Genomic DNA, 16,006 nt, shown 5'->3' with positions numbered 1-16,006 from the left:
TCACCCGGCCGCATCGACGATGTCGCGCGCCAATGCGCTGCGCGACCGGCCGTAGAGGAAATAGACGACCAGCCCGATCGCGTTCCAGATCATGAAGCGCACGAGCGTCTTCTCCGGCAGGCTGACGAGGAGATAGATGCACCCGGCGATCGCCGCGGTGCCGACGATGTAGGGGGCAGGGCAGCGAAAGATGCGTTCGAGATCGGGCGCCCGGCGCCGCAGGATCATCATGCATCCGCCGACCGCGATGAAAGCGAGGAGCGTCCCGGCATTGGCAAGCTCCGCGATCTCCCCGACATTGAAGAACGCGGCGATCAGCGACACGAATATCCCGGTCAGCGCGGTGACGAAGATCGGCGTTCCGGTGCGCTTCGATACGTTGGCGAGCTTGCGCGGCAACAGTCCGTCGCGCGCCATGACGAAGAAGATCCGGCTTTGTCCGTACATCATCACCAGGATGACCGAGGGCAGCGCGACCAGGGCTGCGCCAGCGACGAGCCACGAGGTGACCGGATGGCCGAGTTCGCGAAGGGCGAGTGCGAGCGGTTCGGGCGACCCGCCGAGCGTGGTGTAGGAAACCGCGCCTACCGCGGCGATGGCGACGAGGATGTAGATGGTCGTCGAAACGGCCATCGATCCGATGATTCCGATCTTGAGGTCGCGACCCGGATTGCGTGCTTCCTCGGCCGAGGTCGCCACGGCATCGAAGCCGTAGAACGCGAAGAACACGATCGCCGCCGCCGCCATCACGCCGCGCTTTTCACCGGCTTCGAAATGGCTGCCGAAGCCATAGGGCATGAACGGATGGAGGTTGGCGGCGTCGAAGGCAGGGAAGACCACCACCACGAATATCGCGAGTGCGACGAGCTTGATGATGACGAGCAGGATGTTGACGGTAGCACTCTCGCGGGTGCCGGCCATCAGCATCGCCGCGATGCCCATCGATACCAGCACTGCCGGCAGGTTGATGAGGCCGCCTGCACCGGGGCCCGCCAGCAGCCATTGCGGAGGATGCACGCCCGCGGACTCGATCAGGCCGACGAGATAGCCCGACCAGCCGACCGCGACGCCCGAGCAGGCGAGGGAATATTCGAGGATCAGGCTCCAGCCCACGATCCATGCGACCGTCTCTCCGAGGACCGAATAGGTATAGGTGTAGGCGCTTCCCGCCGCCGGGATCGCGGTGGCGAGTTCGGCATAAGCGAGCGCGGCGCAGGCGCACACCGCGCCGGCGATTGCGAATGCGACGATCACCGCCGGTCCGGCGCGATCGGCGCCGACACCGGTCAGTGTATAGATGCCGGTGCCGACGATCGCGCCGACACCCAATGCGATGAGATGGGGCCAGGACAGTGTCGGTTTCAGACGATGCTCGCCGTCGCCGCCGTTTCGCTCGATCGGCTTGATTCGTCCCAGCACGCCCATCGGCTACTTCCCCCTGATCGCTATTGCTTATCTGCCTTTATCGTCCGCCCCGGGAAGCTCCTGACCGACGCCGTCCGCCGGCTCGGAAGCTGCCCCGGATCACGGCCATCAGACCGTTTCGCGCTCTCGTTTGCTCGGCTGGGTGGCGCGGCACTGCTCCACCATCCGGGTGACTTCGGCGCGCCGTTCGCCGGTCAGCGGCATGCGGGGCATCCGCACGTGTTCGCTGCCGCGGCCCATGATCGTCTCGGCGAGCTTGATCGACTGGACCAGATCGTGTTCGGCGTCGAGGTGCAGCAGCGGCATGAACCAGCGATAGATTTCGCGCGCCTCTTCCCAGTTGCCGGCGTCGGCAGCGGCGACCAGCCGCACCGATTCATGCGGAAAGGCGCTGGTCAGTCCCGATACCCAGCCGCTCGCGCCCAGCATCAGCCCTTCGAGTGCGATATCGTCGAGCCCGGCCATCACGGTGTACCGGTCGCCGAAGCGGTTGATGACATCGGTGAAGCGGCGAGGATCGGGCGCGCTTTCCTTGATCGCGACGATATTCTCGACATCTTCGAGCACTGCCAGCGTCTCGAAATCGATATCGACACGGTAAGCGGGCGGGTTGTTGTAGAGCATCACGGGGAGCGATGTCGCCTCGGCCACCGCGCGGAAATGCGCCGCCAGTTCTTCCGGCTTCGGAACATAGACCATGGCGGGCAGCACCATCAGCGCGTCGACGCCGATCTTTTCGGCATCGCGCGCATAGCGAATCGCGGCGTCGGTGGTGAACTCGGAAACGCCGGCGACCAGCGGAGCACGGTTCTTCAGCGCTTCGACCGCGCCGGAGAGCACCAGGCGCTTTTCATCGGCGGTGAGCGAGTTGTTCTCGCCGCAGGTGCCGAGCAGGATCAGCCCGTCCACGCCATCTTCAATCAGCGCGGTCTGCATTCGCTGGGTTGCGTCGAGATCGACCGAATCGTCTGCAGCGAATTGGGTTGTTGCCGCGGGATAGACGCCCTTCCACAAGGCCTTTGGCGCATTCATCGAGTATTTTTCCTCCGTTCAAGACAGTTTCGTATACGATATAAGATTGTCCCGAACAACCGGTTTGTTTGCGCTATTTTCGGCTGGGCGGCGAGTGGATTGTCGCTTTCGGGCCACCTGGATGACCGACCTTGGTCGGACCGATCAGTCCAGCAGGCGGAGGAGATCGTCATGCAGCGTGCGAGCCAGCGTCACGCCGCCCCGCTCTTGGGACTGCTCGCGCGCGGCGAATCTTCGCTGCGAAGGCAAGCGGGCGCCCTGAGCGGTGATGCCCTCGAACAGCGCCTCGGCTCGGTTCATGTGCTGTGCCGCTGCATCGCCCAGAAAGCCGGACGGGTCGATGGCGACGATCAATTCCCCGCCAATCGGTGACGAACCGGCGCCTTCATCGGCAGTAAGCGATTCCGCGCTGGTCATGTCGCCGATCAGCGGCCCGGCGATCAGTTCGATCATCGCCGAGAGAGCCGAGCCCTTGTGGCCGCCAAAGGTCAGCATGGCCCCGGCGAGCGCGGCCGCCGGGTCCGTGGTGTCGTTCCCTTCCCGGTCGATGCCCCAGCCCGTCGGGATTTTCCGACCGGAACGGCAGTGCAACTCGATTTCGCCGCGCGCGACAGCGCTGGTCGCGAAATCGAAGACGAACGGGTAGGGGCCGGGCCTCGGCCAGCCGAATGCCAGCGGGTTGGTGCCGAACAGCGGCTTGCGGCCGCCGGCGGGAGCGACCCAGGCATGGCTGGGTGTGCAGGCGAGCGCGACGAGACCCTGGTCGGTAACCGCCTCGATTTCCGGCCAGAGCGCGGCGAAATGCACGCAATTGTTGATCGCCAACGCGGCGATGCCAGCGGCTTGCGCCTTTTCGACCAGGAGGGGCAGCCCGCGTTCGAAGGCGAGCTGGGCGTAGCCCCCGCCGGCATCGACCCGCGCCAAGCCTGGCGCGGAGTCGCAGACCTCTGGGTCTGCATCGCGGATTACTTTGCCGGTTGCCAGCGTCGCCGCGCACACGATCAGGCGATAAGCGCCATGACTTGCGCATCCGTCGCGCTCGCCGGCGACGATGGTGCGCGTAACTGCCTCGATCTGGTTCGGTCCAAGACCGTGATGCCGCAGGATGCGGCGGGACAGGTCTGCCAACGCGTCGAAGGTGAGGAAGATTGCGGTGTCGGCGGTCATCCAGAATCCCTGAACGATTGTTGGTGGCGCAGAAGCCGTGGCCGCGGCATTCGCTTATCGTATATAAAATACGTTGTGGCATAATTACGATACGATGCAAACGGGCCGGGGATCTCGACATCGAATTGGAAGTCGCTCGCGATCCGGACCGGGCTCAGCCTGTCGCCTATCGGATGCGGTTCAATCACTTCGCCGCGGGCGAATGCGGCTCCAGCACTATCTTGGTGGTCGTGGCGCCCAGCGGAATCGCATAGGCGCCGCGCACTTTCTGATGCCCGTTCAGCCTGTAGGCCGCGCCGTCGGCGGTCTGCTCGACCCGGAGCAGTGCCGTGTCGGTGTTCGCCGTCGCAGGCGCGAGCGTCAGCGTCACCGTGTCGGTTGCGGCATCGAAATCAACCGCTTCGAATTTGCCGGCGTCGAGCGTCAGCCATAGCGTCACAGGCGCGATGAAGAAGCGTGACCGTGCGCTGTCTTTCGGCACGACATGGATCGTATCGCCGCGCCGTGTGAGATTGCCGCCGAAGCTGATCCAGCCGAAGCGCGGATCGTTCACCATATAGGTCGCGGTCGCATAAGCATGGGCGAAGAACCCCATGCCGTAATCGCCGGTATAGGGATCCCAGCGCATCATGTCCGGCCAGCTATGGAAGGCGGCCGAGCCGAAGCCCTTCTGGTCGATATTGGTGATCCCGCCCATCAACCCGCCATAGGCGACGCGCAACAGATAGAGGTCGCTCGGATCCTGCCGATATGCCTGGAAGAGCGGGATCGCATTGTTGGTCGATCCATAGTGATGGATCTGCCGCTCGATGCGCGGATATTTGCCGGCATAGAGAAAGTCCCAATAACGGCGGGCATTGCCGTTATAGCCCCAGCTCGGGATCGTCGGATCGTAGCCCAGGATCACGTCGCGCGTTTCGTCGGCGAGCTTCTGGTGCCCGAAATAGCGCATCCACGCATAGACTTCGGGCTGGCCGGTGGAATCCCAGGCCATCTCGCTGCCGAAGGGGTAGGGGAGCGTCGTCCAGTGCTCGACCCGCGCCTTCATCAGTTTCTCGAGACTGTCCGCCTCGCCCGTCATCCCCTCGCGCCGGAGATCGTCGAGTATCTCGACGAAGACCTGACCCTCCATCTGGCCGAACTGCGCGTAATGGGGAGCGTCGCGCATCATCGCGACGATCGTCTGATAGGCGTGGTCTAGATACCAGCGCCATGGATGCGCGGTGACCAGCCCCTGGTGATCGCGTGCGAGGCGATAGAGCACCCAATAGCCGATCGCGACATGGGGATAGTTGAACGACCGGCCGAGACTGTCGGCTTCCTTCTTCGGCCAGGCGGTCCAGTTCTTCCAGTTCGCCTCGGGGTCGTAATAGCCGGGAAACCTCTCGGGGTCGTAATAGAACAGGCTCTTCTTCACCCCGCCCGCATGCTTGCCCTCGGCAACCTGCAGCTTGCCGACCACGGTCTCGTCGACAAGTCTCTCGAGCTTCGCGACTTCCTCCGGTTCGGGATTGTCGAGCTGCTTCATCATCGCTGCAACCCAGCCGCCCGCGCCGCCCTCGTCGCTCATGCCGGCGATCCAGACGCGCTCCTCCTGCGTCAGGATCTTGCCCGTCTCGTCGTCATAACCAAGGATGGACGGCGCGCGGTGGAACGGATCGTCCTTGTCGTCGAACCACTGTTCGGTCGTGGTGAAACGTCCCAGATCGGCGACCGTGCGGTCGAGCGGCTTGGTGATGTAATAGCTGACCGTCTGCGCGCTGCCGTCGGCATAGTCGATCGTCAGCCGCGCCCGCCCGAAACCGTGGCTCTTTACCGTATAGCGTCGCCAGGGGCCGCGCCGCCGCGCGGGCGTGACCGTGAGCGCGCCCTTTGGATAGCTGGAAAAGCCGGCAACCTTTTGCGGAGCCTTCAGGAACAGCGATGCGTCCATGTCGGTCGGCACGACATAGCCCGGAATTCCAACAGCGACCGGGCGGCCATAGGCGGCGAGCCTATCCTCGATCTGGCGGATACCAGGCGACAGGACAAGGCGAACACCGAAGCTGCGCGTAGCACCGGGCGCCAGCATGATGCTGGTCGGCGCATTCCATTGGCGGCCTGCGTCCTTCCATTCGCGATCGGCAAAGCCCTTGCTCGCGACCGTCCAGTCGTAAAAGCCTTCCGAAGTCTGGTTGCGCGGCGTCCGTTCGGTGAAGATATTCGCGTTGCCGCCGCGCTCTCGCGCATGGCGAAGCGGGCGATAGGCCTCGAGCGGCGTTCCCTTTTCCGGCAGCACCAGCAGCGCAGGCCCTTTGCCGTTCAGTCGGGTGACCTGAAGATAGCCGGCATCGCGCCCGATATAGGGATCTGCGAAGCTCGCCTTGGCATGCGCCTCCTCCAGCGAACGGTCCTGGATGATGTTGTCGAACACCATCGGCATCCCGAGCGCGCCGATTTCGATCGGACGGTCGGTCGGATTGGTGATGGCGAAACGCATGACGAGCGCGTCGTCGTCGGCAATCCAGGACCGGCGAACCTGCAGTGGAAATCCATCGCCCATCGTTGCGGTGATATCGGCGGCTGCGATGACTTTGCCTGTCGCTGCGAGCGGCCTGATCGGCGCGCGGCGATGGGCGGACGCGAAGTCCCGCCACTCTCGCCCGTGCGAGCGGATGCGCAGATTGAGATCGCCCAGATGGTTGTATCCGTTGCCGGCACGCTCGGCCTCGCGATCGGTGGGGACGAAGCTGAACCCTGGCGCATTCTTGGGCGACAAGCGCGCGAGCGTCTGCGTGTCGGTTCTCAGCGTGATGTCGAACGTCGCGAGATTGCGCCTCGTCTTCGCAATCGGGGGGAACACCTTTTCGGGCTTGTCCTGCGAACGTGCGGCGTCGGGGAGCGGGCCGGCGAGGGCCGTGGCAGCAATCAATGTGGCGACGATCACAATACGGCTCGGTTTCATGGAGATCCTCATCGGGCCTCGTGGCGAGCCCGCAATCTGCCGCCCCCCATCTGGGGGCCATACAATCAAGCGGATTTGCAAAGGTCAAACATATTATACAATATACGTCGACGCGACCTTTTGTCGGCCGGTTCGGTACACACGCTGTCCGCCGGGTCAGACAAATCATCCTACCGGACGCGACGCCGCGTCACACAGATTGACTGCACCGCGAAAGGCGATATCGTATACTGTATTCCAGCGAGAAGGACATGATCGTGACCACCCGAAGAATGCTCCTGATCGGCGCCGCAGCCAGCGCCATGCTCGCGCGGAGCGGTGCCGCGCTCGCGGTGCCACCGGTATCGCGCCTGCCGGGCCGGGCCAAGCCGCTCCCGCTCTCGGCGGTGCGGTTGCTGCCGTCCGATTATGCGACCGCGGTCGAGGTCAATCGCGGCTATCTGATGCGGCTCGTGCCGGATCGGCTGCTGCATAATTTTCGGCTCTATGCGGGGTTGAAGCCCAAGGGCGAAGTCTATGGCGGTTGGGAAAGCGACACGATCGCAGGCCACACGCTGGGCCATTATCTCTCCGCGCTCGCGTTGATGCATGCCCAGACCGGCGATGCCGAGGCATGCGAACGCGCGAACTATATCGTCGACGAACTCGCGCTCGCGCAGGACAAGCGCGGCACCGGCTATGTCGGCGCGCTGCAGCGCAAGCGAAAGGACGGGACCGTCGTCGACGGGGAAGAGATCTTTACCGAGATCATCAAGGGCGACATTCGTTCGGGAGGCTTCGACCTCAACGGCGCATGGTCTCCGCTCTACACCGTTCACAAGCTCTTTGCCGGGCTGCTCGATGTCCAGGCGCTGTGCGGCAACGACAAGGCGATGAAGGTCGCGATTGCGCTCGGCGGCTATTTCGAGCGCGTGTTCGCCGCACTAGACGAAGACCAGATGCAGGAGGTGCTGGCCTGCGAATATGGCGGGCTGAACGAAAGCTTTGCCGAGATGTATGCGCGCACCCGCGACAAGCGCTGGCTGCGCATCGCCGAGCGCATCTACGATCACAAGGTGCTCGATCCGCTCGTCGCGCGCGAGGACAAGCTCGCCAATTTCCACGCCAACACGCAGGTGCCCAAGCTGATCGGCCTGGCGCGGCTGCACGAGCTAACCGGCAAGGAGTTCCAGCGCGTCGCCCCGCGCTACTTCTGGGAAACGGTGACGCGGCATCACAGCTACGTCATCGGCGGCAATGCCGACCGCGAATATTTCTCCGCGCCCGACACCATTGCCGAGCACATTACGGAGCAGACCTGCGAGCACTGCAATACGTACAACATGCTCAAGCTGACCGAGCATCTGTTCGGCTGGAATCCGGACGGTGCGCTGTTCGACTATTACGAGCGCGCGCACCTCAACCACGTGATGGCGGCGCAGAATCCGCGTACGGCCGGCTTCTCCTATATGACGCCGCTGATGACCGGTTCGGCTCGCGAGTATTCGCAGCCGGGCGAGGACGCTTTCTGGTGTTGCGTCGGCACGGGCATGGAGAGCCACGCCAAGCATGGCGAGGCGATCTTCTGGGAGGGCGACGGCATGCTGTTCGTCAATCTCTATATTCCCGCCGAAGCGAGCTGGAAGGCGCGCGGCGCCGAGCTGACGCTCGATACCAACTATCCCTTCGAACCGGAAACGCGCCTGACCTTCGACCGGCTGGCGAAGCCCGGCCGCTTCCCCGTTGCGCTACGCATTCCCGGCTGGGCGGGATCGGCGGCGACCGTTGCGGTCAACGGCAAGCCGTTCGCGGTGACGCCGGACCGCGGCTACGCAGTGGTCGAGCGGCAGTGGAAGCAGGGCGACACGGTGGCGATCGTGACTCCGCTCGACCTCCGGATCGAAGCGACGCCGGGCGATGCGAAGACCATTGCCGTAATGCGCGGGCCGATGGTGCTTGCGGGCGACCTCGGCACGAAGGAGAGTGACTTCGAAGGGACCGATCCCGCGATGGTCGGAACCGACCTGCTGGCCGGGTTCGCACCACTCGCCGCCGATCGTGGTATCTATTCGGCGAAGGGCGTCATTCGGCCGGGCGATCTCAAATTCGTACCCTTTTACAGCCAGTATGATCGCCGCAGCGCGGTCTATTTCAAGCGCTTCACCGAACCCGAATGGAAACAGGAGGAAGCGGCGTTCCTCGCTGCGCAGGCGCGCGCCAAGGATATCGCCGCGCGCTCGGTCGACGTCATGCACCTCGGCGAGATGCAGCCCGAGCGCGATCACGAACTGACTTCGGAGATATCCTATCCGGTCACCTATCGCGGGCGGAACGGCCGCGACGCGCGCTCGGGCGGCTTTTTCGAGTTCGACATGAAGGTGCAGCCCGGACCGCTGATCTTGCAGGCGACCTATTGGGGCGGTGAGCGCAGCCGCGACTTCGATATCCTCGTCGACGACGTGAAGGTCGCCACGCAGCATCTGGAAGAGGACGAGCCAGGCGAGTTCGTGGACGTCGAATATCGGCTGCCGGAAGCGTTGACGGAGGGCAAGGATCGGGTGCGGGTGAAGTTCATCCCGCACGCGAAAAGTTCCGCCGGCCCGGTGTTCGGCGTCCGCATCTTTACCGCCAAGCCTGCCGTTACGACTTGACCGGGGGCGGCTTCATGCCTGGCTTGCGCGGCCGGGCAAGAAGCCGCACGGCCGCACGCAGCCGGGGCGGCTACCCGGTTCGCGGCGATCTGCGGCGCCGAATGGATCTGCCGCCGGGAACTAGTCGAACGGTCGGTCAATCGACTTCTGGGGCTCGGTAAACCAGGCTGCGCCGGTTTCCGTGACGTGGAAATGATCCTCCAGCCGGATACCGAACCGTTCGGGGACGACCAGCATCGGCTCGTCCGAGAAACACATGCCGGGCTCGAGCACGGTCCGGTCTCCGGGAACCAGATAGGCGGGCTCGTGGATCGAAAGGCCGATGCCGTGCCCGGTGCGGTGCGGCAATCCGGGCAGGCGGTAGCCGGGGCCCAGTCCGGCCTTCTCGATCACGTCGCGCGCCGCCTTATCTATTTCCTCGCATGTGCGGCCGGGCCGTACGGCATCGAATGCCGCCTGTTCGGCGGCGGCCTCGATCTGCCAGATGTCGCGTTCCGCGTCGCCGACATTGCCATAGGCATAAGTGCGGGTGATGTCCGAATGATAGCCCTCGACCAGACATCCCGTGTCGACGAGTACGAGTTGATCGTCCTCCAGCGCCCGATCGCCGGGCAGGCCGTGCGGATAGGCCGTGGCATGACCGAATTGCACGATGCAGAAGCTGGAGCCGGCAGCGCCCAGCGCGCGGTGCGCCGCGTCGATGAAGCGCACGACCTCGCTCGCTCGGATGCCGGGGTGCAGGATTCGCGCGGTACGCCGATGCACTTCGAGCGTCATCGCCTTGGCCTGTGCCAGCAGTGCGATTTCGGCCGCCGACTTGATGATCCTGCAGCGATCGATCGCCGGTCCTCCGTCGACGAGACGGCTCGGCGTTGCGGCGCGCAGGCGTTCGGCCCATTGAAAGGGAAACAGCGGATCGACCGCCAGTGTCCGGGCGCCCATGGCGCCGAGCGTATCGGCGATCAGCGCGATCGGGTCCTCCTCCTCTTCCCACAGCCGCATGTCGACATCGATCGCGAGATCAGCCTCGAGCGTGCCGAGTTCGAAGGCGGGGCAGATCATCGCCGGGCGGCCCGAGGCCGGCACCAGCATGGCGACCAGGCGCTCGCTCGGTTGCCAGGATATGCCGGCAAAGTAGCGCAGATTGGGGCCGACATTGACGAGCACGGCATCGGCACCGGCCTCGCCAGCGAGCGTGCGCAGGCGGTCGAGGCGGACTGCGCGTTCCTCTCGCGTTATGGCCGGCGCCTCGTCCGGCCAGGGTCCGAGGTCGGACAGTTCGGCTTCGGGCGTCGATCCGCCGATCATGCAAATATCCTCATTTTGCGAAACGATTGATATCGAACGGCGCGATGTCGACAGGGAGCGTATCGCCCCCGATCATCGCTGCCACGATTTCCGCGGTAAGGGGGGCGAGCGTCAGGCCGAGATGCTGATGGCCGAAGGCATAGAACAGGTTATGCGCTCGCCGCGATCGTCCGATTGCCGGCAGATAGTCGGGAAGCGTCGGTCGGCACCCCATCCAGCGGCGATAAGGCGGGCGCATCGGTAGACCGAGTTCGGCGACATGGCGTTCGAGGCGGCGCCACTTGCGCGGGTCGGGCGGCGCGGTGGGACTGCCGAGTTCGACAAAGCTCGCGGCTTGTACGCAGTCGGCATAGCGGGTGACGATCATCGAGCGGTCCTCGAACACGACCGGTGGCAGATCGGCCGGCCACGCATCAGCGCGGGCGCGGATATGATAGCCGCGCTCGGCGATCAGCGGGGTGGGATGGCCCGCCCGTTCCATCAGCGGGCGCGAACCGACGCCCGCCGCCACGAGAACCGCATTTGCCGCGACGCCCTCGACGACCGCCTTGCCGGCCCTCAGTGTCAGATCGGCGCGCTGATCGCGCACATCGACGCCGGCTTCCGAGACCGCGTCGCGCAGCAACTCGTGAAGGTGGCCGAGGTCGCGGATCTGTCCGCTTCCCATGAACTGCGTCGGTTCGTGGAGAGCCTTGCCGGTCAAGGCGGCCAGCTTCGCTTTGATGTCTGGCGATGCGGGCTTCACCGTGGCGGTCCCGATGTCGATGGCCTGCCAGGCGCGACGGCCGGCCTCGGCCGATGCGGCGCTTTCCCAGACTACCAGATGACCCCCGTCGGACAGGATATCAGGGGCATCCAGTGATTCGGTCAGACGACGCCACGCGGGCACCGCGTCTTTCATCAGCCCGCCGAGCGCCGAGCGCCCCGCGGCAAAGCGCTGCGGCTTCGTCGCCTTCACGAAATCGAGCGCGAAGGGTAGCCAGTGGCGCGCCATCGACAGCGGAAAATCCAGCGCACCGCCAACGGCGAACAATCTGCGTGGCGCGCTGCGCAGCGACGCGCGCGACGCCAGAGGTTCGATCTGCTCGACGGCGAGATGGCCCGCATTGCCCCAGGAAGGCGCTGCCTCGTCGCGCGGCGCATAGGCGACGACGTCATGCCCCGCGCGGGCGAGTGCGAGCGCGCTGCTCAGGCCGACAATCCCACCGCCGATTACGATCTTCATCCTGCGTGCTTCACCCGTTGCGCCACCAAATCATGTATCGTATACGGTATAAGTCCGCAATTGGTCGGGAATGCTGATTACCATGAATTTCGGTTGGAGGGGGGCGTTTCCCACCACCATCATGCGGGTGGAAAAGCCGCTGAGAATCCAGTTGTCGGGGCTGCGGCAGGTTGTAGACAAGCCGGGCCATCACCTCGCCCGGGCCTTGATCGTCTGACACGTTACCAATGCGGCACACATTCTTTTGCATTGATGGCCATACTGCGGGAAATCCCGTTCGGCTGGTCGCCGGTGGTGCTCCGCCGCTCAGGGGCGCGACCATGTCCGAGCGGCGGCAGGATTTTCTCGCACGCTTCGACTGGATTCGGACCGGACTGTGCTTCGAACCGCGCGGTCACGATATGATGTCGGGGGGCTTTCTCTATCCGCCCACACTTCCCGACGCCGATGTCGGAATTCTGTTCATCGAGACCTCGGGCTGCCTGCCGATGTGCGGGCACGGCACGATCGGCATCATCACCTTCGGGATCGAACATGGCCTGATCCATCCTGCCGAACACGGCCGCGTGCGGGCGGAAGTTCCGGCCGGACTTGTCGACATTCGCTATGAACAAAAGGGCGACCGCGTCACGTCGGTTCGGATCACCAACATTCCGTCCTATGTCGCCGCGCGCGGTATCGATGTCGATGTCGAGGGGATCGGGCCGCTGACCGTCGATGTCAGCTATGGTGGAAACTTCTACGCGATCGTCGAGCCGCAGGGCGCGTATGCCGGGCTCGATGCGCTCGGTGCCGCCCGGCTGCTCGACCTCAGCCCCAAGGTCCGCGCGGCGGTGCGCGAGAAGGTGACGCCGGTGCACCCGCTCGATCCCACCATTCAGGGCGTCAGCCATGTGCTGTGGACCGACGTGCCGAAGGGCGAGGGCGCGCATGGCCGTAATGCCGTGTTCTACGGCGACCGCGCGATCGACCGCAGTCCCTGCGGTACGGGCACGTCAGCACGTATCGCGCATCTCCACGGGACCGGGCGGCTGAGCGTGGGCGAGCGCTTCGTCCATGAAAGCTATATCGGCAGCCGGTTCACGGGGCGCATCGAACAGGAAATGATGCTCGGGGAACAGCCTGCGATCATACCGTCGATAGAAGGTGCGGCGATCGCCACTGGCCTGAACACGATCTGGATCGATCAGGAAGATTTGTTCTGGCGCGGATTTCAGGTCACATGATGGCGACTGCTCTCACCAAGGGACCAACCGCATGAGCATCGTCGTTCGCACGCTTTCCGAGCAGGTGAGCGAAATCATCCGCGAGCGGATCGTGTCGGGCCAGCTTCGCGAGGACGCTCCGATCCGTCAGGATGCGCTCGCCGCGGAGCTTGGCGTCAGCAAGATCCCGCTGCGCGAGGCGCTTGCCCGTCTCGAACAGGAAGGGCTGCTGATCAGCCACGCCAATCGTGGCTATTCGGTGCGTGCGATGAGCGCGGAAGAAGCGGATGAGATCTTCGAGCTTCGCCTTGCCATTGAACCTGCCGCGGCCAGCGCCGGCGCGAGTGCGGCGGATGACGAGGAGCGCGCGGCCGCCGAACGTCTGTTCGAGGAACTCGACGCCGCGACGCTCGAAGGTGCGCCCGATGTTGCCGAACGCAACCGGCGCTTCCATACCGCGCTCGTCCGGCCCGGCGGCCGGTTGCTTACCACCCAGCTCGTCGAGCGGCTGGCCATTTTGGCGGAACGCTATGTGATCGAGCATCTTCAGCCCGCCGGCCGCGAAAGCCGCGCGCATCAGGAGCATCGCGGACTTCTCGACGCATGGCTGGCAAGGGACGGCGCACTGACGGCGGAACTGCTCGACCGCCATATCCAGGGCACGCTCAACGATCTGCGCGAGCAACTCGACGCCGAACGGCAGGGCTGAGTAATAGCCTCGACGCCGGGGCGATGGTCGGGTCGCGCGTAGCGCGAGCCGTTGGAGCGTATCAAAGATGGAGACCGTGCGCGCGGTTACGCTTGCATGTTCTGCCTCGCGATCAGGCTCACCGGATGTCTGCGGAGAGGGATGGTGGTGCCCAGGGACGGAATCGAACCGCCGACACTGCGATTTTCAGTCGCATGCTCTACCAACTGAGCTACCTGGGCGCCTCCGACGGACATCGGAAGAGGCGCGTATTAGTCGCGCTCGCGGTCGCTGTCCACCCCGGAATCGGCTTTGGCCATGGCATCCGGGTCTGCGACGGGGCCGGGAATGCGATACCCCTCGCCCAACCATTGCAGCAGGTCGCGATCCTTGCACACGCGGCTGCAGAAGGGGCGCAGCACGGTGTCGGCGGGGGCGCCGCATATGGGGCAGGTGTCACTGGAATCGCGCTTGGACATGGCCGGCAGATATGGCGAGCCCGCCATCGCCGCGCAAGGCGAGCGTGGCGCCGACCCGCCGCTCGATTTCCGCCACCCAGCCGGCGCGCTCGATCCGCGCGACCACGTGCGGATGCGCCGTCAGCACGCGTTCGCCGCGGCCGCGGCTGCGTTCGGCCTTGCGGACCAGCGCGCGGGCATGGGCGGCGACGGCGTCCTCGGCATAGGCTTCGGGAAGCGACAGCCGGCTGCGGCGGCGCACGATCTGGACGAAGCCGAAGCCGTTGACGGCCGTCCGCTCGAACGGCTGCGCAAGCGCCTCGTCTATGGCGGCGGCGGCGGTCAGCCGCACCCGGCGGTCGTCGACGGTCGGCAGGTCGATGCCGATCGAACCACCGATGTCGAGCCGCCGGGTCGCCCGCGCCGCCGCGGCAGCGCCCGATACGGCAAGCCGTTCCGGCTCGCACTCCCCATCGACGTCGATCAGCGTCATGGCCGGCGTCGGCGAAATGGTCAGCCAGCCATCGGCGAAGGCGACGCGGCCCGTCGCCGCTTCTTCCAGCAATTCGGACCAGCCCGCATCCTCCAGCAGGTCCGGCCCCTGCGGCGGGGCAGTGCGCACCATTCCGTCCAGCGTTTCGGCCAGCGCCGGTGCCGGGCCGGGTTCGGCGCTCCGGACGGCAGGGCGTGCGCGTGCGCGCTTGGGCTTGCCGGGTTCGGGCAGGGCCGGCCGCGTGATCTCGACCAAAAGCGTAGCGCCCTCGGTCACGGCCCGCGGCAGCGGCGCGAGCAACGCTTCACCGCCGTCCCATGCGACCACGCCCTGATCGCGCTCGGGTAGGCGCGTTACCAGCCGTGCCTCCAGCACGGTGCCGGCGGTCAGGGTGCCGTGGACGAGGATGCGCGCTTCGACGATGCGCTCGCCCTCGATCAGCGCGGCGCGGGTCTCCCCGATGCCGTCCTCGACGATCCATTCACCCGGAGGTCTCTCAGCCAGGGGGCCATTCATCCGACGGGATAGCCGCTGGCGTCGAGCAGCGCCCTGGTCTCGAACAGCGGCAGTCCGATCACGCCCGAATGGCTGCCGGACATGAACCGCACCAGGCTTTCTGCCCGGCCCTGGATGGCATAGCCGCCTGCCTTGTGCAGCCCCTCGCCGCTTGCGACATAGCGGTCAATCTCCGCCTCGCTGAGACGCTTGAACGCTACGATCGTATCGGACAGCCGCGTCCGCGCGCGGCCCGCGATGTCGATCACGCAGATGGCGGAAAGGCAGTGATGCCGCCGCCCCGACAGCAGCGCCAGCATGCGGCGCTGTTCCGCCTCGTCCGTCGCCTTGGCGAGAATGCGCCGGCCGAGTGCGATGGTCGTATCGCCGGCGAGCACGATTTCATCGGCCGCGCGGTCGATCGCGCGCGCCTTTTCCCCGGCCAGGCGCAGTGCATAAGCGCGCGGCAACTCGCCTGGGCGGGGCGTCTCGTCGATGTCGGGATGGGCGATCCGGTCCGGCGTCACGCCGATCCGCGCGAGCAGATCGCGACGCCTGGGCGACGAAGAGGCGAGGACGAGCCGCACGGCCAGGGAACCGCTCAGGCCGGATTCCCGCCGTCGTGGCGGCGATCCGTCCCCGGCCGGATCACTTGAAACGATAGGTGATGCGACCCTTGGTCAGGTCATAGGGCGTCAGTTCGACGAGCACCTCGTCGCCGACGAGCACGCGGATGCGGTTCTTGCGCATCTTGCCGGCGGTGTGCCCCAAAATCTCGTGGTCGTTTTCCAGGCGCACCCGGAACATGGCGTTGGGCAGCAGCTCAACGACCTGACCGCGCATTTCAAGTAGTTCTTCCTTGGCCAAAAATACCTCGTCCAGTGTCGATCGATCGGCGCACGCCTGTACGACGGTCGCGCCGAAAAGAAAAGATGT

The 16,006-nt window shown here is 65.3% G+C and carries 13 protein-coding genes and 1 tRNA gene; 3 read left to right on the top strand and 11 right to left on the bottom strand.

Going from position 1 to position 16,006, the window contains the following annotated elements:
• From RPR59_RS13325 to RPR59_RS13310, 4 genes are all read right to left on the bottom strand, one after another.
• Entirely contained in the window at positions 1-1,425 is a 1,425-nt protein-coding gene (locus tag RPR59_RS13325) for an amino acid permease (RefSeq protein WP_313914844.1), read from the bottom strand.
• A gap of 108 nt (positions 1,426-1,533) precedes the next feature.
• Entirely contained in the window at positions 1,534-2,457 is a 924-nt protein-coding gene (locus RPR59_RS13320; RefSeq protein ID WP_313914841.1) for a dihydrodipicolinate synthase family protein, read from the bottom strand.
• Between the two features lie 144 nt (positions 2,458-2,601).
• Positions 2,602-3,624 (bottom strand): Ldh family oxidoreductase, encoded by a 1,023-nt coding sequence (locus RPR59_RS13315; RefSeq protein WP_313914839.1) that lies wholly within the window; start codon positions 3,622-3,624, stop codon positions 2,602-2,604.
• A gap of 184 nt (positions 3,625-3,808) precedes the next feature.
• Positions 3,809-6,568 (bottom strand): DUF5695 domain-containing protein, encoded by a 2,760-nt coding sequence (locus tag RPR59_RS13310; protein WP_313914837.1) that lies wholly within the window; start codon positions 6,566-6,568, stop codon positions 3,809-3,811.
• Positions 6,569-6,819: 251 nt separating this feature from the next.
• On the opposite strand from RPR59_RS13310, the gene RPR59_RS13305 reads away from it, so the two are divergent.
• Positions 6,820-9,198, top strand: a complete 2,379-nt coding sequence (locus RPR59_RS13305; protein ID WP_313914835.1) for a beta-L-arabinofuranosidase domain-containing protein — start codon at positions 6,820-6,822, stop codon at positions 9,196-9,198.
• A gap of 120 nt (positions 9,199-9,318) precedes the next feature.
• Here RPR59_RS13305 and RPR59_RS13300 read toward each other — a convergent pair whose 3' ends face one another.
• Entirely contained in the window at positions 9,319-10,506 is a 1,188-nt protein-coding gene (locus tag RPR59_RS13300; RefSeq protein WP_313914833.1) for a M24 family metallopeptidase, read from the bottom strand.
• Between the two features lie 10 nt (positions 10,507-10,516).
• Positions 10,517-11,731 (bottom strand): NAD(P)/FAD-dependent oxidoreductase, encoded by a 1,215-nt coding sequence (locus RPR59_RS13295; protein ID WP_313914831.1) that lies wholly within the window; start codon positions 11,729-11,731, stop codon positions 10,517-10,519.
• A gap of 227 nt (positions 11,732-11,958) precedes the next feature.
• Here RPR59_RS13295 and RPR59_RS13290 point away from each other — a divergent pair, with 227 nt between their 5' ends.
• Together RPR59_RS13290 and RPR59_RS13285 are read left to right on the top strand one after the other, a co-directional pair.
• Positions 11,959-12,957, top strand: coding sequence for a 4-hydroxyproline epimerase (locus tag RPR59_RS13290; RefSeq protein WP_313914828.1), 999 nt, complete (start codon positions 11,959-11,961; stop codon positions 12,955-12,957).
• A 31-nt stretch (positions 12,958-12,988) separates the two neighbouring features.
• Complete coding sequence (locus tag RPR59_RS13285; RefSeq protein ID WP_313914826.1) at positions 12,989-13,645, top strand: GntR family transcriptional regulator; 657 nt, start codon at positions 12,989-12,991, stop codon at positions 13,643-13,645.
• Between the two features lie 145 nt (positions 13,646-13,790).
• Here RPR59_RS13285 and RPR59_RS13280 read toward each other — a convergent pair.
• The 5 genes from RPR59_RS13280 to infA form a co-directional block, all read right to left on the bottom strand.
• A tRNA-Phe gene (locus tag RPR59_RS13280) sits at positions 13,791-13,866 on the bottom strand.
• A gap of 30 nt (positions 13,867-13,896) precedes the next feature.
• On the bottom strand, positions 13,897-14,103 hold the full coding sequence (locus tag RPR59_RS13275; protein WP_313914824.1) for a DNA gyrase inhibitor YacG: 207 nt from the start codon (positions 14,101-14,103) through the stop codon (positions 13,897-13,899).
• Positions 14,081-15,091 carry a ribonuclease gene (locus RPR59_RS13270; protein ID WP_313914822.1) on the bottom strand — a complete coding sequence of 337 codons (1,011 nt, stop codon included), beginning with the start codon at positions 15,089-15,091 and terminating at the stop codon, positions 14,081-14,083. The genes RPR59_RS13275 and RPR59_RS13270 overlap by 23 nt, the downstream gene beginning before the upstream one ends.
• Positions 15,088-15,657, bottom strand: coding sequence for a Maf family protein (locus tag RPR59_RS13265; protein ID WP_313914820.1), 570 nt, complete (start codon positions 15,655-15,657; stop codon positions 15,088-15,090). Before RPR59_RS13265 ends, RPR59_RS13270 begins: the two co-directional genes overlap by 4 nt.
• A 61-nt stretch (positions 15,658-15,718) precedes the next feature.
• A complete protein-coding gene (gene infA, locus RPR59_RS13260) occupies positions 15,719-15,937 on the bottom strand; it encodes a translation initiation factor IF-1 (protein ID WP_003049127.1) in 219 nt (72 codons plus the stop codon).
• Positions 15,938-16,006 lie beyond the last annotated feature (69 nt).

This window comes from Stakelama saccharophila (assembly GCF_032229225.1).
Classification (GTDB): Bacteria; Pseudomonadota; Alphaproteobacteria; order Sphingomonadales; family Sphingomonadaceae; genus Sphingomonas; species Sphingomonas saccharophila.
The sequence above is the reverse complement of the archived record's forward strand: the minus strand, read 5'-3'. Positions and strand labels throughout refer to the sequence as shown.